Below are 16,655 nucleotides of genomic sequence, written 5' to 3' on the forward strand. Positions count from 1 at the left end.
ATGAAATCGCGGTAGATGTATTGAAGTCACTTCTGCCGTATTCAAAGGATTTACCTGAATATCTTCGAATTGGATACCGTGGACCGGATCCGAAGTATGAAGAAAACGATGAAGAATAAAAAATACGTCAAGCGGGATCTCGAAAGGGATCCCGTTTAGCGTATCTAATATTCAGTCTCGCGTATACCCGTCGATTGTTTGACACTTACCATGCTTCTCATGAAAAAAGACTCTGAAGATCAGTCCTTCAGAGTCATCATTTCGTTCATTTTAAAGCAGAACGCGAAGTAGAAAACAAAGCCAAACACCATTCCGATCACCAGAAACCATACGTTCCAGGCATCCGGAATTCCCAGCCATACGGCTGCGGCGCGGGAATTGGCGGTGTTGTAGTAATAGGTGTAGCCGTTGAGCAGCAGGCAGCCAAAGCAGAGATACGGCATCATGCGCGAAGTCGCGGAAATTTCGCGGACCTGCTTATCGTCGATCGCCTCAAGCGTCTTCTTCTGCTTGCGCGTCATTTTGCGGATGACATCCTTGTTGTCTTCGAGCTGTTTTTTGCGCTTTCTGGCCAGATGCACGCAATACGCAGCCGTAATGACGACCGCCGCATTGGCAACCGCATACCAGCCGACATAGGCACAAAGGGCCATCATCAAGATCTGGCCGATGCCGTAAACCATCCAGGTTCGGCTTAAAAACTGTTTCATATCTTTCCCTTCCGGCAGTGCCCGTTTATCGCACAGAACTTTGCCGGTTTCCTTCCTTCAATCTCCCGGATCTGCCTTTTCCCCATTCCAGTTTGATTCACTGAGACTGGTGAACCATCGAAACGGAAAATTCCAAAAGACCGATCGATCCGCAAACAGATCCATAATATCCAGATTCGAGCGGTTTAGAAAATACCATTTCAAAAGGCGATGCAAAATCTGTCTTCCCCCGTGCGGACAAAGGTATTTTGCCAGAAGTTCAGGCTCTCTTTTGCAGCCAGGGAAAAAGGCGCGATCGTTCTCGCGCCTTCTGGCTGTTACACATGGATTTGCATATAGACCGGATCGGATCAGGCCGCTGCGTGAAGAACGACCGTAAAGGTGGTCCAGCCGCCATGGCAGTCAACTTCAATCTTGCCTTTGTGCCGGTTCACGATGCTTTTGGCGATGGCCAGTCCGAGACCGTACCGGCCGGAGGAACGGTTTCTCGATTCATCGGCACGATAGAAGCGTTCGAAAATCTTTTCCCTTTGATCGGGCGGAATCGGAACGCCGGTATTGGAAACCGAAAGCAGAACGTCTTTTCCCTGCCGGCGAAGCGTGACCGCGATCTTTCCATCGGAATGCGCCGCCGCATTATCGAGCAGAATGGCGATCACCTGTTCGAGCATAGACGACTGACCGTTCACCGTAAGATCCGGTTCGATGGTTTCGCTCAGCTCAATATGATGTTCAAACATGACCGCTTCCTGAATCAGGCACTGCTTTTCCACAAGACGGGAAAGGTTGACCGGAAGCATCTGGATTTCCTGCTGCTCGTTTCGCGTCAGATCCAGCAGATCGGTAATCAGACCGTTCATGCGGCTGGCTTCTTCTTCAATATTGGAAAGCCATTTGGGGTTCGGGTCCTTTTCCATGGCTTCAGCATTGGCCAGAATGACCGCGACCGGCGTCTTCAGTTCATGGGACGCGTCGGCGATAAACTGGCGCTGCTTCTTGAATGTCTCTTCGATTGGGCCGATCATCCAGGCTGCCGCCTTGCGGCAGGCGATGTACAGCAGGCCTTCAAAGCCGATGCCGATCAGGATGGATATGAACAGATGGCTGATCAGTTCGTTGCGGATGGCGGTTACGTCGATCATCATCACCATATTGTTGGACGGATGATAGCACACGTAGCTGCTCACCAGAAGGTTGCCGATCGCCGGATTCGTATCCGGGCGGCTCGTTTTCTCGACGAACTGCGCTTTCTCGACAATCTTGTTGATCGTCCCTTCATCTGTATCCTGCGTGGTCAGAAAATGCATGGGCTTCTGCGCGTTATTGAAGACGATCATGTAGACTGGATTTTCATAAAGCAGAGCCAGCCGGGAATCTTCATCTTCGTCCTGCGGAAACGGACCAAGCGCGGTCGGATTCCAGAGTTCGCGGGTCATTTCCGAAATCTCCAGAATACTGGCGGATAGATCGTTTTGTACGGTCGCGTAGTTCTGAAAATCAAAGACGCCGACAATCAGCCAGACCATGATGCTCAGCAGCCCGAACAGGGTGAGCATCATCTTCCGACGAAGTTCATTCATCTTTCATCCCCATGCGATAGCCCAGACCGCGTACCGATTTCAGTTCCACTTTGGAACCGAGCAGACGCAGCTTCTTTCTCAGAAAGGAAAGATAGGCTTCCAGATTATTGGATTCAATATTGTTGTCCCAGCCCCACACTTTGGAGTACAGCTGATCCCGGCTGAGAATCTGTCCTGGATGGGAAAGGAAATATTCGAGAAGCGTGTATTCCTTGCCGGCAATCGGAATGCTTTCGCCGCTTTCCCGGCTTTTGAGCATGCACGACTGCAGATCCAGTGAAATGTCGCCATATTCAAGCTTATTGGATTTCACGGCGCTCGTTTTCTTCAGCTGGATATCGACACGGGCCAGCAGTTCTTCCATATGAAACGGCTTGGTCATGTAGTCGTCCGCTCCATTTTTCAGACCGGCCAGCTTATCGCTCAGTTCGCCGCGTGCCGTCAGCATGATCACCCGGGTTTCCGGAGCCAGCACTCGAATATCTTCGAGAATTTCAAAGCCGTCTTTTTTTGGCAGCATTACATCGAGAATAACCAGATCGTAAATGCCGCTGGACGCCTTTTCGGATCCCGTTTCTCCATCAAACGCCAGATCCACACTGTAGGCATTCTGGCGAAGCATCGCGGCTGTCGCTTCGGCCAGACGCGTTTCATCTTCCACAATTAAAATTTTCATATTCGGCTCCTTTCCAGAAACCGGCCTTTCGCCGATTTTTTCGATATATATTTTTGTCTGTTTACGATTTCGATCCAGGAAAGCTTCCCGATCCATCGTTTCTTTTTTCATTTGCGGCAAGCGTGCCGAGGACAGCAGGCTGTCGACTCCGTTTCCAGACTCAGAGAAATTTCAGGTCCAACCGTCTTTTGACGGCTGCTGGATCGGTACGCTCCCGGATTTTTTCAGCTTCTATTTTAGCGGGGAAGCTGAAAGAAACTTTAAAGTTTACTTTTTTCGAATGGACTTCGTAAAGATAAAAAAGCCAAAAATACGACAGGTAAAGGAAAAAGACACGCCTTGCCAAAATGGGCAACGCGTTTTCTTCCGCCCTCGTTTCATTTTTTTGAAATTAATACTTGCACGATCGGACCGCTTTGGGTATGATGATCAAGCGTTAAGCGAATGGAGGCTTAGCTCAGTTGGGAGAGCGTCTGCCTTACAAGCAGAGGGTCAGCGGTTCGAGCCCGTTAGCCTCCACCATTTGCCGACTTAGCTCAACTGGTAGAGCAACTGACTTGTAATCAGTAGGTTGGGGGTTCAAGTCCTCTAGTCGGCACCATTTTTCCTGACTCGGTAGCTCAGTTGGTAGAGCACTTGACTTTTAATCAAGGGGTCCAGGGTTCGAATCCCTGCCGAGTCACCATTTTTATTTTTGCAGGTGTAGTTCAATGGTAGAACTTCAGCCTTCCAAGCTGACTACGTGAGTTCGATTCTCATCACCTGCTCCATTTTTTTGGCAGTCCGCCGCCTGACCCCTCTGCACTATATATTTCTTCATGTCAGGTCTGGGCTTTAAATATAGAGCGTTCAGTCATGCAGGCTGACCACAACGTCCCGGGATGCTCACCCGGTATTTTTTTGCCATTTTTTCGGATCTGGCTGCTCGTATGGCAGGCAAACCGTATTTTGCCGCTGCCTCTTTCCTTTCTGTATTTCTGAAACCGGCAAAGGCAAACATCCGCCTTCCAGACGCACATGCGGTTGCCTGGCTCCAGAGATGCAGAGGCGGACCTGGCGCATTTTCTTCCCTGCAGTTCTTCCTGCCTTTCTTCCCTTTTCCGATTTTTCAAAGTCAGGTTTACTTTCTTGCAAATGAAAAATGAATGAGCTACAATGATCAGGCATTCAGCAAGAGGAGGCTTAGCTCAGTTGGGAGAGCGTCTGCCTTACAAGCAGAGGGTCAGCGGTTCGAGCCCGTTAGCCTCCACCATTCGCCGACTTAGCTCAACTGGTAGAGCAACTGACTTGTAATCAGTAGGTTGGGGGTTCAAGTCCTCTAGTCGGCACCACTTAAAATGACTCGGTAGCTCAGTTGGTAGAGCACTTGACTTTTAATCAAGGGGTCCAGGGTTCGAATCCCTGCCGAGTCACCATTTGAAAATTCGCTCCGCAAGGAGCTTTTTTTATTGTCTTTTTCTTTGTACTGCTTTCTATGCGCAGCTTTCCTTAGACAGCCTGTCGATCCGGCGCTTTTCTTCTCTGCCGCTCCGACAGGCTTTTTCTGTTTCTAAAACCGCCGCTCGACGGTCCGGCCGATCCGGCTGGGATCAAACCCAGGAGCATGACTCCCCGAGCAGCACAGAGACGAGAGCGTCCAGATAATCCTTTTTGCGCAGCTGCTGTGCGGACATACCAAAAGAGGCGCCCATGGAAAGGTGCCTCTTATCGTTCATTCTGGAATGCTTCGCATTTCGTTTCTGTTTATTCTTCTTCGAATACAGGAAGTCTTGGCGTCTGATGACTGGACGAACTCGACGAATCGTCGCGGTTGAAGAAGAAGGGCAAGAAGCCGTCGTCCTCTTCTTCCGGCGTATAGCCGTCGTTTTTGAGAATTTCGTCTTCAAACCGTTTGGATCGATAGGCGATCTGCGTATTGAGATCATCAAAGCCAAACTCTTCGCAAAGCGTCGGAACATCCGCGTACAGGGACGTTCCCAGGCCGAGCTTGTGACCCTGAATCGTAAAGCCCATCGCTTCGAGCGTCGTCGGGAAAATATCGAGCGTGCAGTAATCGCGGGTTCGATCGAGCGTATAGGGCGCGCCGTTGATAACCGTAAAATAGGTCCGTCTTGGGAAATCGATGCCGACGCTCTGGTTGATCAGGCTGTCCATGGAAAGATGGTCGCCGGAAATCATGATAACCGTATCGTCATAAAAATCCTGCTGCTGGATCCATTCGACAAATTCCGCGATCCGCTTGTCGGAGCAGCGGATGACGTTTTCATACTGCTCATCAAAATCATCCGGGCAGTTCTTGCACAAATAGCCGTCCTTGAAGTGGGTGTCCGCTGTAAGCATGGTAAAATTAAACGGTTCGTCATGCGCGGCAAGTTTTGTAATTTTCTCTTTGGCAAAGCGGATCAGCTTTTCATCTTCAAAGCCCCACCACTCGTCATAGTTTTCCGGAATGTCGCCTTCGTCGCGCGCGGTCTGTACATCGTAAATTTCATAGTTTCCGTGCTGGCGGAAGTAGTTGGCGCGTCCCGCATAGCTGGCTTCGGAACCGCACATGAAATAGTTCGTATAGCCTTCCTGTTCCAGAATGTCGCCAAGACTGACGACTTTCGGAAGAAAGAGCATCGATTCCGAGAAGGTGTGATTGTACTGCGAGTTAGAAATGCCAAGGGGCGTTCCGGACGTCTGCGCGCAAAGACCGGCAACTGTCCAGGACGTCTGGCTGGTCACCTGACCGCCGTTAAGACAGATATCCCCTTGTGCGGAAAAGTCGGTATTTTCCTTAGCGATCCGGGTAAGGTTAGGGATCAGATCCGCATCAAATCCGCCGCCGTGTTCCCTGTCGGAAAATGTGGCTTCCATCGACTCCAGATAAATGCAGATGATGTTTTTCTTTTTCGCCGGGACCTGAATCAAGTCGGCTTCCGGTTTGACGTAATGGTTTTCGTAGAGCGTGGAAATCTTGTTCTGTTCTTCGATGTACTGATCAATTTTCAGCGCTTCATAGCCTTTCTGAAGCTGAGAAATCATCAGTCCCACGCAGCCCGTCATGCACAGCAGGCTGCCGCAGTTGATCGCCTTGATCGCATTCGACGCCATCCACTTTTTGCGGGTATGCGTGCGGTTCTTTCTGGAAAGCTGGCTGTGGAGCAGAAAGCCGTACAGCAGCGTTCCCAGGACAATCCAAAGCGCGTAATTCAGCAGAAAGCCCTGCAGGATCTGGACGATGGTATTGCTGGCACCGCCCATGCCCACCTGCATCGTATACAGGAACTGGGAAAAGGATTCGACCTGAATCACCTGCGTGATGTACTGGACCGCATACGCCAGTATGCACCCCAGAATAAAGAATATATAGGCAATAGTACCCAGAAGAATGGTCAGTTTCTTACGTGACATGCCCCATATTGTAATGCTTCCTTATCGCATTTCAATTGCGAGGCTGAAGTTTTAACGGAGGGCTAGTCAATGTTGAGAATCTTTTAATATGTCTTCATTTAATGAAACCGGTATCTTTCAAAAGCGAAAGCATTTCTCGCCGCCTGCAGAACGCCCGCTTTCCCTTTTCTCAAAGCGTCGGACGGCGTATCTTGCGGTGTATCTGCCCCGCTCGTCGATGTTTTCCGGAACAGCGGGAAAAAGGCTCCGTTTCAAGTCCTCCATTCCATATGAAAAAGCGATGATTGCTGATCTTCTGGATCGAATCATCGCTTCTGGCTTTTTCCGTCAATTTTCTGCGTTTTCTGCAGTTGCAGTTTGGCTGGAATTACAGTTCGGCAATTACTTCCACTTCAACGAGAACGCCTTTGGGCAGATCCTTGACGGCTACGCAGCTGCGTGCCGGCTTTTCGGTAAAGGTGTTCGCGTACACGGCGTTGAAGGCCGCAAAGTCTTCGATATTGGCCAGGAAGCAGGTGGTCTTCACAGCCTTTTTCGGGCTGGTTCCGGCTGCTTCGAGAACGGCGGTCAGATTTTTCATGACCTGTTCGGTCTGCTCTTCAATGGTCACAGCTTCGACGGCGCCGGTTGCCGGATTGATCGGAATCTGTCCGGACGTAAATACGAGGCCGTTTACGACAGCCGCCTGACAGTATGGCCCGATGGCCGCTGGAGCGTTCGGTGTAGAAATCTGTTTCATAAAGGTCCTTTCCAGATCGAAGTTCAGGCTCTTTGCTCTCTTTAAAGGAGCTGGAAGCCTTCTTCGATCAGCGTTTTCTCGACCAGATCGATATGGTCCTGGTCGCGGGTTTCAATATTGATGCGCAAAACGCAGTCGGTAATCGATGCGCCTTCGCTCGCTTTTTCATAGAAGACGCTGTCCACATTGGCCCCTAAGGAAGCGAGCAGCGCGGAGACTTTGGCCAGCTGACCTGGACGGTCGGAAAGCTGAATCGCCAGAGTCGCGCTGCGGCCGGACGTGAGAAGACCGCGTTCAATGACTTTCGAAAGAATGGTTACGTCGATGTTGCCCCCCGAGAGGATGCAGACAATGTTCTTGCCTTCGGTCGGGATTTTGTCGAACATGACCGCGGCTACCGATACGGCGCCGGCGCCTTCGGTGATGAGCTTCTGCGTTTCGATCAGCTTCAGAATGGCGGTCGCGACTTCATCGTCGTTAACCGTGACAATTTCATCAACATACTTGCGGCAAAGATCGAACGTGTGTTCGCCAGGTTCTTTTACCTGGATGCCGTCGGCGACGGTACGGACTTTATCGAGGCAGACGATGCGCTCTTCTTCCAGAGACGCCGCCATGCTTGGCGCGCCTTCGGCCTGTACGCCGTACACTTTAACGTCTGGGCGCAAGGTTTTGATGGCGTAGGCGACACCGGAAATCAGCCCACCGCCGCCAACGGGAACTACGACCGCGTCAAGATCATCGATCTGATCGAGAATTTCGAGACCGATCGTTCCCTGACCGGCGATGACGAGTTCATCGTCGAACGGATGAATGAACGTATAGCCCATTTCGTCGCGCAGACGCAGGGCTTCCGCATAGGCATCATCATATACGCCCGGAACGAGAACGACCTGCGCGCCATAGCTGCGGGTCGCTTCAACTTTGGAAATCGGGGCGCCTTCCGGCAGACAGATGATGGCGGGAATGCCGCAGGCCTGGGCGGCGAGCGCTACGCCCTGGGCATGGTTGCCCGCGGAGCAGGCGATGACGCCGTGCGCTTTTTCTTCTTCCGAAAGCTGAGAAATCTTAAAGCTGGCGCCGCGCAGCTTGAACGAGCCGGTTTTCTGCAGGTTTTCGGTTTTCAGAAATACATTGCAGCCGCTTTTAATCTTGGCAGCGGGGATAAGGTCCGTCTGACGGGCGATGTCCTTGAGGACATAACGGGCCTGGTAAATCTTTTCAAGCGTTAACATCTTCGTTCAGTCCTTCCTTTGCTGCCAGATGCGCGGCAAACTGTCTTGCCGCTCTGGCCGATCGGCCGCCCTGCGCAAGCGCAAAGGCCGAAGCCTGTTCATGAATGGCCCTGGGGTCGGCTGCGTGCAGGCCGTATTCTTCTAAAACCGCATCGACAATTTCAAAGAAGCTGCGGTTATCGGGTTTTTCAAAAAAGAGACACTGTCCAAAGCGCTGAGAAAGCGAGAGCGTTTCCTGCAGCGTATCCCGCCGGTGCACGTCGTCCCCGGTACGGGCCGACATGCTTTCCTTGACGAGATGGCGGCGGTTGCTGGTGGCATAAATAACCACATTTGCACTGCGGGCGCAGACGCTGCCTTCTAGCACGGCTTTAAGCGCCGCGAAGGAGTCGTCGTTTTCGCCAAAGGACAGATCATCGATATAGACAATGAATTTCAGCGGCTCTTCAGCCAGGGTATCGAGCAGATCGGGAAGCAGATCGAGCTGTCCCCGGCCGATTTCCACCAGCCGCAGACCCTCGGTTTTAAACCGATTGAGCACCGCCTTGATGCTGGCGGATTTGCCCGTTCCCGCGTCGCCGTAAAGCAGCAGGTTGGAACTGGGCAGATTTTTCAGAAGCGCCATCGTGTTTTCGATCAGTCTGGCGTGCTGGTCTTCGTAGCCGTACAGCTGGTCGAACGTGATCGGATCGCCGCTGCGTACCGGAATCAGACGGACTTTGTCTTCGCTGGCCAGCCGGAACATTGAATACTGGGCGAACAGGCCCGTGCCGCGGGTTTTCATCGTTTCCAGACTTTCCAGATACTCCGTTTTCAGATCCTGCGCCTTGCAGTTCCACATTTCGCTTTGCAGGCCGAGATCCCGGCTGGAAAGCCGGCTGGCTTCGCTCAGTGCATCCAGTTCATACATCGCCTGATTGAAAATCAGCTCATTTTTGGGCTGACCGGCGAGATGCCATCGGGACAGACAGGTCGACGTGCGGCAGACCAGATCGCGCAGATAGTCCGGCCAGCTGGGATTTTCCTGCATGTAGAGCAGACCCGCAAAGCGGGCTGCGTACTGGTTCAGACTGCTGGAAAAATGCGAATGGTCCTGAATCATATCCGCAAACGCCTTGAACACTTCGTCTTCGTACAAATTGCGAAACACCGCCAGACCGCAAATCCGATCGTAAAGCAAATCGAGATTTACGCTGCGGCTCATGAAAGAACCGCTCCTTCATCCGCGCCGTGCACCTGAGCGGCATAGCGCTTGAGATAGCCTTCGACCTTGCGCGGTTCTTTTGCGGGCATTTCTTTTTTGCGGCGTTCGATTTCTTCGTCGTCCACGAGCAGTTCAATGGAATATTCCGGAATGTTGATGGAAATCAGATCCCCGTTGCATACGTAGCCGATCAGACCGCCTTTGCAGGCTTCTGGCGAAACGTGACCGATCGAAGCGCCGCGAGTGGCTCCGGAGAAGCGGCCGTCGGTAATGAGAGCGACTTCCTTATCGAGACCCATGCCGGCAATGGCCGAGGTCGGCGATAACATTTCCCGCATGCCGGGACCGCCAGCCGGACCTTCGTTGCGGATGACAACGACGTCGCCCGGTTTGACTTTGCCGCCGAAAATGCCGGCAATGCATTCTTCTTCCGATTCAAAAACGTTGGCCGGTCCGGTGTGCACTAACATTTCCGGAGCGACGGCGGAACGTTTTACGACGCAGCCGTTGGGCGCCAGGTTGCCTTTGAGGACGGCCAGACCGCCCGTTTTCGTATACGGATTGTCGATCGGACGAATGACGGTTTCGTCCAGGTTTTTGGCATTGGCCAGATTTTCATGCATCGTCTTGCCGGTTACAGTCATCAGATCGGTTTCCAGCAGACCGGCATCTTCGAGTTCCTTTAATACCGCGTACACGCCGCCCGCTTCATTGAGATCTTCCATGTACGTCGGACCGGCTGGAGCGAGGTGGCAGAGGTTTGGCGTATGTTCCGAAATTTCGTTGACGTTGTCGAGATCGATTTTGATGCCGCATTCGTGCGCGATCGCCGGCAGATGGAGCATCGAGTTCGTCGAGCAGCCAAGCGCCATATCGGCAGTCAGTGCGTTTTTGAACGCTTTTTCGGTGAGAATATCGCGCGGACGGATATCCTTGCGGAACAGTTCCATAACCTGCATGCCCGCGTGCTTCGCGAGTTCAATGCGCTTGGAATACACAGCCGGAATAGTACCGTTGCCCGGCAGAGCCATGCCCAGCACTTCGCTCAGGCAGTTGTGCGAGTTGGCGGTATACATGCCGGAGCAGGAACCGCAGGACGGGCAGGTGTTCTTTTCGTATTCATCGAGTTTGGCTTCATCGATTTTTCCGGCTTTGTAGGCACCGACGGCTTCAAACATGCTGGAAAGCGACGTTTTGTGCTTGTCGATGCGGCCGGCGAGCATCGGTCCGCCGGAAACGAAAATGGTCGGCAGATTCAGACGGGCGGCTGCCATGAGCAGACCGGGAACGTTTTTGTCGCAGTTTGGGATCATGACCAGAGCGTCAAACGCGTGGGCGAGCGCCATGGCTTCCGTGGAATCCGCAATCAGATCGCGGGTGACCAGAGAATAGCGCATGCCGTTATGGCCCATCGCAATTCCGTCACACACCGCAATCGCCGGAAAAACGATGGGCGTTCCGCCAGCCATCGCCACGCCGGTTTTGACCGCTTCGGTAATTTTGTCGAGATTCATGTGGCCGGGAACGATCTCGTTGTAGCTCGAGACGATTCCGACAATTGGACGGTCGATTTCTTCCTGGGTAAGACCCAGTGCGTGCAGCAGACTTCGCTGCGGGGCTTTATCAAACCCCTTCTTCATTTCATCGCTTTTCATTGCGTACTCCTTTGGCCCCGCAAATCCGGAAGCGGATCTGGGAACCTTCCTCTTTTTTCTCTTAGGTAAATCTCTTTTCTCTTTCGTATTCTTCAGTCAAAGGCCGATATTCTGTTGGCCTCGACTGTTCTTTTCTTCTTATGGATTGGATCACTGTATCGGATGATTGTCTTCATCGGACCATGATCTGCATTTTTCCTAGCGCCTATCCGCCTGCTTTATTTGCGGAGTTTTACGCCGTACCAGGCAACGCCTTCACCCTTCCAGCCGTTTTCGGTCAGAAATTTCTGTTCCGCGGCGCTGACGGTAAAGTTGTGCGCGCCGGTTTTCGCGTTCGGGTTATACGCCCTATACAGCGGCAGAGCGCTGGCCTGATCGGTATTGGAATACCAGCCGATTTTTTCCTCCGTCCAGCCCTGGCTGACCAGAAAGTCTTTTTCCGTTTCCTTCAGGGTGTAGTGATGGTCGCCGACATTCGGGTTGTACAGACGATAAACCGCGCTGCCGGTATACGGCGCGATCCAGCCGATGCCTTCATAGCGCCAGCCAAAGCGAATCAGGCTGTTTCGCTCGTTTCGATCGGCGGTATAAAAGTGCTCGCCGGAGTTCGGGTTGTACAGCCGGTACATGTTCTGATTGCCATCGCCTGGCTGGGGTTCCCACGTTCCTTCCAGCGCCTTCTGTTCGTATTCGTTGAGGGCGCCGCGCAGTTCGTCGGTCGTATACATCGTTTCCGCCGCATCCTGGAAAAAGAACACCTGTCCAAAGAGCGGTCCTGGATTTTTGCCGTTTTGCGCAATGGCGAAACCGGTCAGTACATAGCGCGGATCGACGATATTGCGATAATGGCTTCCCCGCTCTGGTTTTTCACGGGTGTACCAGTAGTCAAACGGATTGCTTCCGCTGCCAAAGGGTGTGCCGGTGGACCCGCCCCAGTACAGGTTTTCCCCGACATCAAATATTCGGGAATGATCGAGACTGTTGGAGGAATAGTCGGTCTGCACCATGGCGACGGCCATCATCGTCAGCGAAACGCTCAGTTCCGGCTGATTTTCCTGACGGCGCAGCGCGTTGCACTGATCGATATAGTCCAGAGCCTGTCGAAAATGAGCGATAGACATGGCATCGCGGGAATCGTGCAAATCGCCGATGCCGTTTTCCAGGCCGTAAATCAGTACAGCCGCCGCTTCTTTTTCCGGACGCGTCAGCAGAAATCCAAGAATGCCTAAAGACAGCGGATCTTTCCCGTCATACAGGGCGACCCACTCTTCGACCGTTTTTCCGGAGTGCGTCATATCGATGCGCCGAACCTTCTGCGCGGACGAAAGCGAGATTCCGACTCCATCTGCAGGTACGTCACTCCTATGGACTTCCGCTTCTTCCGGTTCCTGTGCCTGCAGGCGCGTAAATGTTCCGCTGGCACCAAGTGTCAGGCAGGCGGCAAGACTCGAGGCGAGCCATGCGTTTTGTTTTTTGCGGCTGCAGATGGCTTTGTTTTTCTCTGCAGAATGGATACGATTGGTGATCCCGTGTGCTTTGAGCGAACGGGCTTCTTTACTGGACGGACAATCCATGGCCTGATCTCCTTTATTTGAATTCGTTATACTCTCCATTATATATATCGAATATATGTATTCTGAATTCTTCAGCGCGGATGGTTCGGACCGGGTACGATCTGGTCCTCTTTCCGTCAGTCTGTCGTTTTGTGCGATGAATCAAAAGGCCCGTCAAACGGGCCTTTTTTCGGTTGCACGAGGCAATTCCATTAGTTGTTGACGAGTTTGTCTTCGTCAGCCCAGGAATACAGAGCGCGGATTTCTTCGCCGACTTTGGAGCTTGGATGCTCTTTGGCTCTCTTTCGCATTGCGCGGAAGTGCGCCTGGCCGCCTGCATCGGACATGTCGAGCAGGAAGTCTTTTGCGAACGTACCGTCCTGGATGTCCTTGAGGATCTGTTTCATGGCTTTCTTTGTATCTTCGGTGATGATCTTTTCGCCGGTGATGTAGTCGCCGTATTCAGCGGTATTGGAAATGGAGTAGCGCATGCCTTCGAAACCAGACTGGTAGATCAGGTCAACGATCAGCTTCATTTCGTGAATGCATTCGAAGTAGGCGTTTCTTGGGTCGTATCCCGCTTCCACGAGAGTTTCAAAACCAGCCTGCATCAGAGCGACAACGCCGCCGCAGAGCACGGCCTGTTCGCCAAAGAGGTCGGTTTCGGTTTCAGTACGGAAAGTCGTTTCCAGAACGCCCGCACGGGAAGCACCGATTCCAGCTGCATACGCCAGACCGAGTTCAAGCGCGTCGCCGGTTGCATCCTGTTCTACAGCGATCAGAGAAGGAACGCCTTTTCCGGCTTCGTATTCAGAACGAACGGTGTGGCCAGGTCCTTTTGGAGCGACCATGATGACGTTAACGTCCGCAGGCGGAACGATCTGTCCGAAGTGGATGTTGAAGCCGTGGGCAAAGGCGAGTGTCTTGCCGGCTGTGAGGTTTGGCGCGATTTCTGTACGATACACGTCTTTCTGCTTTTCATCCGGGATCAGAATCATGATGATGTCGGCCGCTTTTGCAGCTTCAGCAACCGGCAGAACTTCGAAGCCCTGTTCCTTGGCTTTTTTCGCGGAGCGGCTGCCTTCATACAGGCCGATCACAACGTCTGCGCCGGAGTCTCTGAGGTTGAGCGCATGCGCATGACCCTGAGAGCCGTAGCCGATGATTGCGATCTTCTTGCCTTTCAGACGGTTTACATCGCAGTCCTGTTCATAAAAAATTCTGTTTTCCATGTAGATCGTATGTCCTTTCCTGGGAGTTTTCCCTCAAATTTACGGGCTGCTCCAAACCTTAAAACTGGATGGAGCAGATCTCGCTGCCAGTGGGCAGCGGCCAAAAGTTCCGTTCGGCCAAGACTAGCCGATCAGGTCCTTGCGGTCAGTTTCCATGAAGGCGAATTCATCAAGATCGTCTTCGTACAGGTAGTGGCAGCCTCTCTGAAGCGCCACAACGCCGGTCCGGGACATTTCGAGAATGCCGTAGGGACGGACGATTTCGAGAAACGCGTCAATCTTTGTCGATTCTCCGGTAATTTCCACGCAGAGGGTGTTGGGGGAGAAGTCGATAATCTTGCAGCGGAAAATGTCCACCGCGCTGACGATTTCCGGACGGGTTTCCGGGGTGTTGCGCAGCTTGATGAGCGCGAGTTCGCGCGATACGCGCTGGGCCGGAACCATTTCCTTAACGTTTTTTACGCAATACAGCTTTCTCAGCTGCTTAATGCACTGGGAGCGGATTTTCTCGTCTCCGTTGACCGAGATCGTAATGCGGGAGATCGCCGGATCTTCGGTAGCGCCGACGGTCAGCGAGTTGATGTTGAAGCCGCGGCGGGTAAACATGCTGGCGACGCGCGTCAGTACGCCGGAGTAGTTGTCGACCAGGCAGGCGATTTCAAATTTTTCCATCAGATTTCCTCCCGCAGGGTGATGATCTGCTCCATGCTGCCTCCAGGCGGAAGCATCGGAAGTACGAATTCATCCGGATCGATTTTGACGTCGATCACGACCGGGCCGCTCTTCGCCATGGCTTTGGCGATGACTTCCGGCATTTCTTCAAGCGTATCAATATGGAATCCCGGAACGCCGAACGCTTCCGCGATTTTCGCGAAGTCGCTTTCGCGGTCTTCCAGGTTTGTATTCGAGTAATGGGCGCCATAGAACAGAGTCTGCCACTGACGGACCATGCCGAGCACCTTGTTATTGAAAATGACAACAACGACTGGAGCGCCGGTTGCCTTGAGTGTTGCGAGTTCGCCCAGGTTCATGCCGAAGCTGCCGTCTCCAGTAAAGAGAATCGTGCGCTTGCCAGAACCAAATGCAGCACCGATCGCGGCGCCAAGACCGAAGCCCATCGTGCCCAGGCCGCCGGAGGAAACAAACGTCCGCGGCTGCTGGAACGGGAAGGACTGAGCGACCCACATCTGATGCTGGCCGACATCGGTCGCAATCGGCGTAGAGGCATCGCAATAGCGCGCCACTTCGTGAATCAGCGCCTGCGGCGTCAGCTTATGCGGATTGGCGAGCTGTTCCTGCTGATTCAGTTCCGCCTGCTTCAGATCGGCTATGCGCTGATGCCAGGAGGGATGCGTCTGCAGATTGACCGCGTCGAGCAGTCGCTGTACCGCGTCGTGGATGTCGCCGGCCAGGCCGAGCGTTACCGCTACGTTTTTATTGAGCTCTGCCGCATCAATATCGAGATGCAGGATTTTCGCCTGTCTGGCGTATTTCTTTACGTTGCCTGTAGCCCGGTCGGAGAAGCGGCAGCCGATCGCGATGATCAGATCGCATTCGTTCTGCGCCATGCTCGAGGCGTAGTGGCCGTGCATGCCTTCCATGCCGAGGTAGCGGGGATGGTCGGTCGCTACGGCGGAAAGCCCCATCAGCGTGCAGCCGATCGGCGCATCGATCTTTTCGGCCAGACGCATGATTTCATCGGAAACTTCCGCGCCCAGCGAACCGCCGCCAATATAAATATAGGGGCGCTGGCTTTCGTTGATCATTTCCACCGCAGCAGCCATCTGTTTTTCGTTGACAGTTTTTTCCGGCATTTTTTCGGAATAGCCAAGCGGCTCGTAATCCGTAATTCCCTGCTGAACGTCTTTGGGAACGTCGATCAGCACCGGACCCGGACGGCCGGACTTGGCAATTTCAAACGCTTTATGAATGGTCTGTGCCAGCTCGTCGATGGAGTTGACGAAAAAGTTGTGTTTGGTAACCGGCAGAGTCACGCCGGTAATGTCTACTTCCTGAAAGGAGTCGCGCCCGATCAGATTCGTGGATACGTTTCCGGTAATGGCCACCAGAGGAACGGAATCCAGATAGGCTGTCGCGATTCCGGTCACCAGGTTGGTCGCGCCCGGACCGGATGTCGCAATGACCGTACCGACTTTTCCGGTTGCCCGGAAATAGCCGTCTGCCGCATGACAGGCATGCTGCTCATGCGAACACAGCACGTGCTTAAGACGATCCTGATAGGCATATAAAGCATCATAGAGGTCAATAACCTGTCCGCCCGGATAGCCGAAAACGGTATCCACGCCCTGTTCGAGCAGGCTTTCTACGATGATTTCCGCACCGCTTTTTTTCATGATGAACCTTCCTTTTTTTCGATTAGGTTTGTTATATCACACCGAAATTTTCGGTGGTGAAGAAAATGTAACAAGTTTCCAAAACTTGTGTTTATTTCCATTTTGTTACATTTCTCCTGCTCTCTGTAACCGGTTTCATTAAAAAGACAATAAATTCGGCTTTACCAGAAGAGCGATTTGTATTTATCCATTCTAGGCAAGCCGATTTTTAAAATCAAAATCGTTTCGGTTCTTGTTCAATCCTGTCCAAAAAGAGTGAGAAAAACGTCCATAGTCTGCGATCTTCCCGCCAGCGGCTTAGATTCCCCTGCGCCAAACCGA

The 16,655-nt window shown here is 52.7% G+C and carries 14 protein-coding genes and 7 tRNA genes; 7 read left to right on the top strand and 14 right to left on the bottom strand.

Annotated elements, in window-relative coordinates; genetic code table 11:
• Positions 1 to 239: 239 nt before the first annotated feature.
• From Afil_RS07665 to Afil_RS07675, 3 genes are all read right to left on the bottom strand, one after another.
• Positions 240 to 710 (bottom strand): hypothetical protein, encoded by a 471-nt coding sequence (locus Afil_RS07665; RefSeq protein ID WP_230267988.1) that lies wholly within the window; start codon positions 708 to 710, stop codon positions 240 to 242.
• A 350-nt stretch (positions 711 to 1,060) separates the two neighbouring features.
• Positions 1,061 to 2,290 carry a sensor histidine kinase gene (locus Afil_RS07670; RefSeq protein WP_230267989.1) on the bottom strand — a complete coding sequence of 410 codons (1,230 nt, stop codon included), beginning with the start codon at positions 2,288 to 2,290 and terminating at the stop codon, positions 1,061 to 1,063.
• Positions 2,283 to 2,966 (bottom strand): response regulator transcription factor, encoded by a 684-nt coding sequence (locus Afil_RS07675; protein ID WP_230267990.1) that lies wholly within the window; start codon positions 2,964 to 2,966, stop codon positions 2,283 to 2,285. The genes Afil_RS07670 and Afil_RS07675 overlap by 8 nt, the downstream gene beginning before the upstream one ends.
• A 446-nt stretch (positions 2,967 to 3,412) precedes the next feature.
• On the opposite strand from Afil_RS07675, the gene Afil_RS07680 reads away from it, so the two are divergent.
• From Afil_RS07680 to Afil_RS07695, 4 genes are all read left to right on the top strand, one after another.
• Positions 3,413 to 3,488, top strand: a tRNA-Val gene (locus Afil_RS07680).
• A 3-nt stretch (positions 3,489 to 3,491) separates the two neighbouring features.
• Positions 3,492 to 3,567, top strand: a tRNA-Thr gene (locus Afil_RS07685).
• An 8-nt stretch (positions 3,568 to 3,575) separates the two neighbouring features.
• Positions 3,576 to 3,651, top strand: a tRNA-Lys gene (locus Afil_RS07690).
• 11 nt (positions 3,652 to 3,662) lie between these two features.
• Positions 3,663 to 3,736 (top strand) — tRNA-Gly (locus tag Afil_RS07695).
• A 115-nt stretch (positions 3,737 to 3,851) separates the two neighbouring features.
• On the opposite strand, the gene Afil_RS07700 is transcribed toward Afil_RS07695, so the two are convergent.
• A complete protein-coding gene (locus Afil_RS07700) occupies positions 3,852 to 4,133 on the bottom strand; it encodes a hypothetical protein (protein ID WP_230267991.1) in 282 nt (93 codons plus the stop codon).
• Between the two features lie 9 nt (positions 4,134 to 4,142).
• Here Afil_RS07700 and Afil_RS07705 point away from each other — a divergent pair.
• From Afil_RS07705 to Afil_RS07715, 3 genes are all read left to right on the top strand, one after another.
• Positions 4,143 to 4,218: transfer RNA gene (locus Afil_RS07705), tRNA-Val, on the top strand.
• Between the two features lie 3 nt (positions 4,219 to 4,221).
• Positions 4,222 to 4,297, top strand: a tRNA-Thr gene (locus Afil_RS07710).
• 8 nt (positions 4,298 to 4,305) lie between these two features.
• Positions 4,306 to 4,381: transfer RNA gene (locus Afil_RS07715), tRNA-Lys, on the top strand.
• Positions 4,382 to 4,555: 174 nt separating this feature from the next.
• Here Afil_RS07715 and Afil_RS11125 read toward each other — a convergent pair.
• The 10 genes from Afil_RS11125 to ilvB all read right to left on the bottom strand — a co-directional run bounded on the left by Afil_RS11125 (position 4,556) and on the right by ilvB (position 16,334).
• A complete protein-coding gene (locus Afil_RS11125; RefSeq protein WP_255658308.1) occupies positions 4,556 to 4,681 on the bottom strand; it encodes a hypothetical protein in 126 nt (41 codons plus the stop codon).
• A gap of 28 nt (positions 4,682 to 4,709) precedes the next feature.
• Complete coding sequence (locus tag Afil_RS07720; protein ID WP_230267992.1) at positions 4,710 to 6,362, bottom strand: sulfatase-like hydrolase/transferase; 1,653 nt, start codon at positions 6,360 to 6,362, stop codon at positions 4,710 to 4,712.
• Between the two features lie 367 nt (positions 6,363 to 6,729).
• Complete coding sequence (locus Afil_RS07725; RefSeq protein ID WP_230267993.1) at positions 6,730 to 7,101, bottom strand: Rid family detoxifying hydrolase; 372 nt, start codon at positions 7,099 to 7,101, stop codon at positions 6,730 to 6,732.
• 41 nt (positions 7,102 to 7,142) lie between these two features.
• On the bottom strand, positions 7,143 to 8,336 hold the full coding sequence (gene ilvA, locus Afil_RS07730) for a threonine ammonia-lyase (protein ID WP_230267994.1): 1,194 nt from the start codon (positions 8,334 to 8,336) through the stop codon (positions 7,143 to 7,145).
• On the bottom strand, positions 8,323 to 9,540 hold the full coding sequence (locus Afil_RS07735) for an ATP-binding protein (RefSeq protein ID WP_230267995.1): 1,218 nt from the start codon (positions 9,538 to 9,540) through the stop codon (positions 8,323 to 8,325). The genes ilvA and Afil_RS07735 overlap by 14 nt, the downstream gene beginning before the upstream one ends.
• Positions 9,537 to 11,195, bottom strand: coding sequence for a dihydroxy-acid dehydratase (gene ilvD / locus Afil_RS07740; RefSeq protein WP_230267996.1), 1,659 nt, complete (start codon positions 11,193 to 11,195; stop codon positions 9,537 to 9,539). Before ilvD ends, Afil_RS07735 begins: the two co-directional genes overlap by 4 nt.
• A 218-nt stretch (positions 11,196 to 11,413) precedes the next feature.
• A complete protein-coding gene (locus Afil_RS07745) occupies positions 11,414 to 12,769 on the bottom strand; it encodes a CAP domain-containing protein (RefSeq protein ID WP_230267997.1) in 1,356 nt (451 codons plus the stop codon).
• Between the two features lie 191 nt (positions 12,770 to 12,960).
• A complete protein-coding gene (gene ilvC / locus Afil_RS07750; protein ID WP_230267998.1) occupies positions 12,961 to 13,980 on the bottom strand; it encodes a ketol-acid reductoisomerase in 1,020 nt (339 codons plus the stop codon).
• Between the two features lie 123 nt (positions 13,981 to 14,103).
• On the bottom strand, positions 14,104 to 14,652 hold the full coding sequence (gene ilvN / locus Afil_RS07755; RefSeq protein WP_230267999.1) for an acetolactate synthase small subunit: 549 nt from the start codon (positions 14,650 to 14,652) through the stop codon (positions 14,104 to 14,106).
• Positions 14,652 to 16,334 (bottom strand): biosynthetic-type acetolactate synthase large subunit, encoded by a 1,683-nt coding sequence (gene ilvB / locus Afil_RS07760; RefSeq protein WP_230268000.1) that lies wholly within the window; start codon positions 16,332 to 16,334, stop codon positions 14,652 to 14,654. The genes ilvN and ilvB overlap by 1 nt, the downstream gene beginning before the upstream one ends.
• Positions 16,335 to 16,655 lie beyond the last annotated feature (321 nt).

This window comes from Allobaculum fili, from assembly GCF_020969955.1.
GTDB classification, from domain to species: domain Bacteria; phylum Bacillota_I; class Bacilli_A; order Erysipelotrichales; family Erysipelotrichaceae; genus Allobaculum; species Allobaculum fili.

Excerpts from the sequence above, each read along its gene's own strand:
- Afil_RS07665 (WP_230267988.1), bottom strand. The coding sequence starts at position 710 with ATGAAACAGTTTTTAAGCCGAACCTGGATGGTTTACGGCATCGGCCAG.
- Afil_RS07670 (WP_230267989.1), bottom strand. The coding sequence starts at position 2,290 with ATGAATGAACTTCGTCGGAAGATGATGCTCACCCTGTTCGGGCTGCTG.
- Afil_RS07675 (WP_230267990.1), bottom strand. The coding sequence starts at position 2,966 with ATGAAAATTTTAATTGTGGAAGATGAAACGCGTCTGGCCGAAGCGACA.
- Afil_RS07700 (WP_230267991.1), bottom strand. The coding sequence starts at position 4,133 with ATGCCTGATCATTGTAGCTCATTCATTTTTCATTTGCAAGAAAGTAAA.
- Afil_RS11125 (WP_255658308.1), bottom strand. The coding sequence starts at position 4,681 with ATGAACGATAAGAGGCACCTTTCCATGGGCGCCTCTTTTGGTATGTCC.
- Afil_RS07720 (WP_230267992.1), bottom strand. The coding sequence starts at position 6,362 with ATGTCACGTAAGAAACTGACCATTCTTCTGGGTACTATTGCCTATATA.
- Afil_RS07725 (WP_230267993.1), bottom strand. The coding sequence starts at position 7,101 with ATGAAACAGATTTCTACACCGAACGCTCCAGCGGCCATCGGGCCATAC.
- ilvA (WP_230267994.1), bottom strand. The coding sequence starts at position 8,336 with ATGTTAACGCTTGAAAAGATTTACCAGGCCCGTTATGTCCTCAAGGAC.
- Afil_RS07735 (WP_230267995.1), bottom strand. The coding sequence starts at position 9,540 with ATGAGCCGCAGCGTAAATCTCGATTTGCTTTACGATCGGATTTGCGGT.
- ilvD (WP_230267996.1), bottom strand. The coding sequence starts at position 11,195 with ATGAAAAGCGATGAAATGAAGAAGGGGTTTGATAAAGCCCCGCAGCGA.
- Afil_RS07745 (WP_230267997.1), bottom strand. The coding sequence starts at position 12,769 with ATGGATTGTCCGTCCAGTAAAGAAGCCCGTTCGCTCAAAGCACACGGG.
- ilvC (WP_230267998.1), bottom strand. The coding sequence starts at position 13,980 with ATGGAAAACAGAATTTTTTATGAACAGGACTGCGATGTAAACCGTCTG.
- ilvN (WP_230267999.1), bottom strand. The coding sequence starts at position 14,652 with ATGGAAAAATTTGAAATCGCCTGCCTGGTCGACAACTACTCCGGCGTA.
- ilvB (WP_230268000.1), bottom strand. The coding sequence starts at position 16,334 with ATGAAAAAAAGCGGTGCGGAAATCATCGTAGAAAGCCTGCTCGAACAG.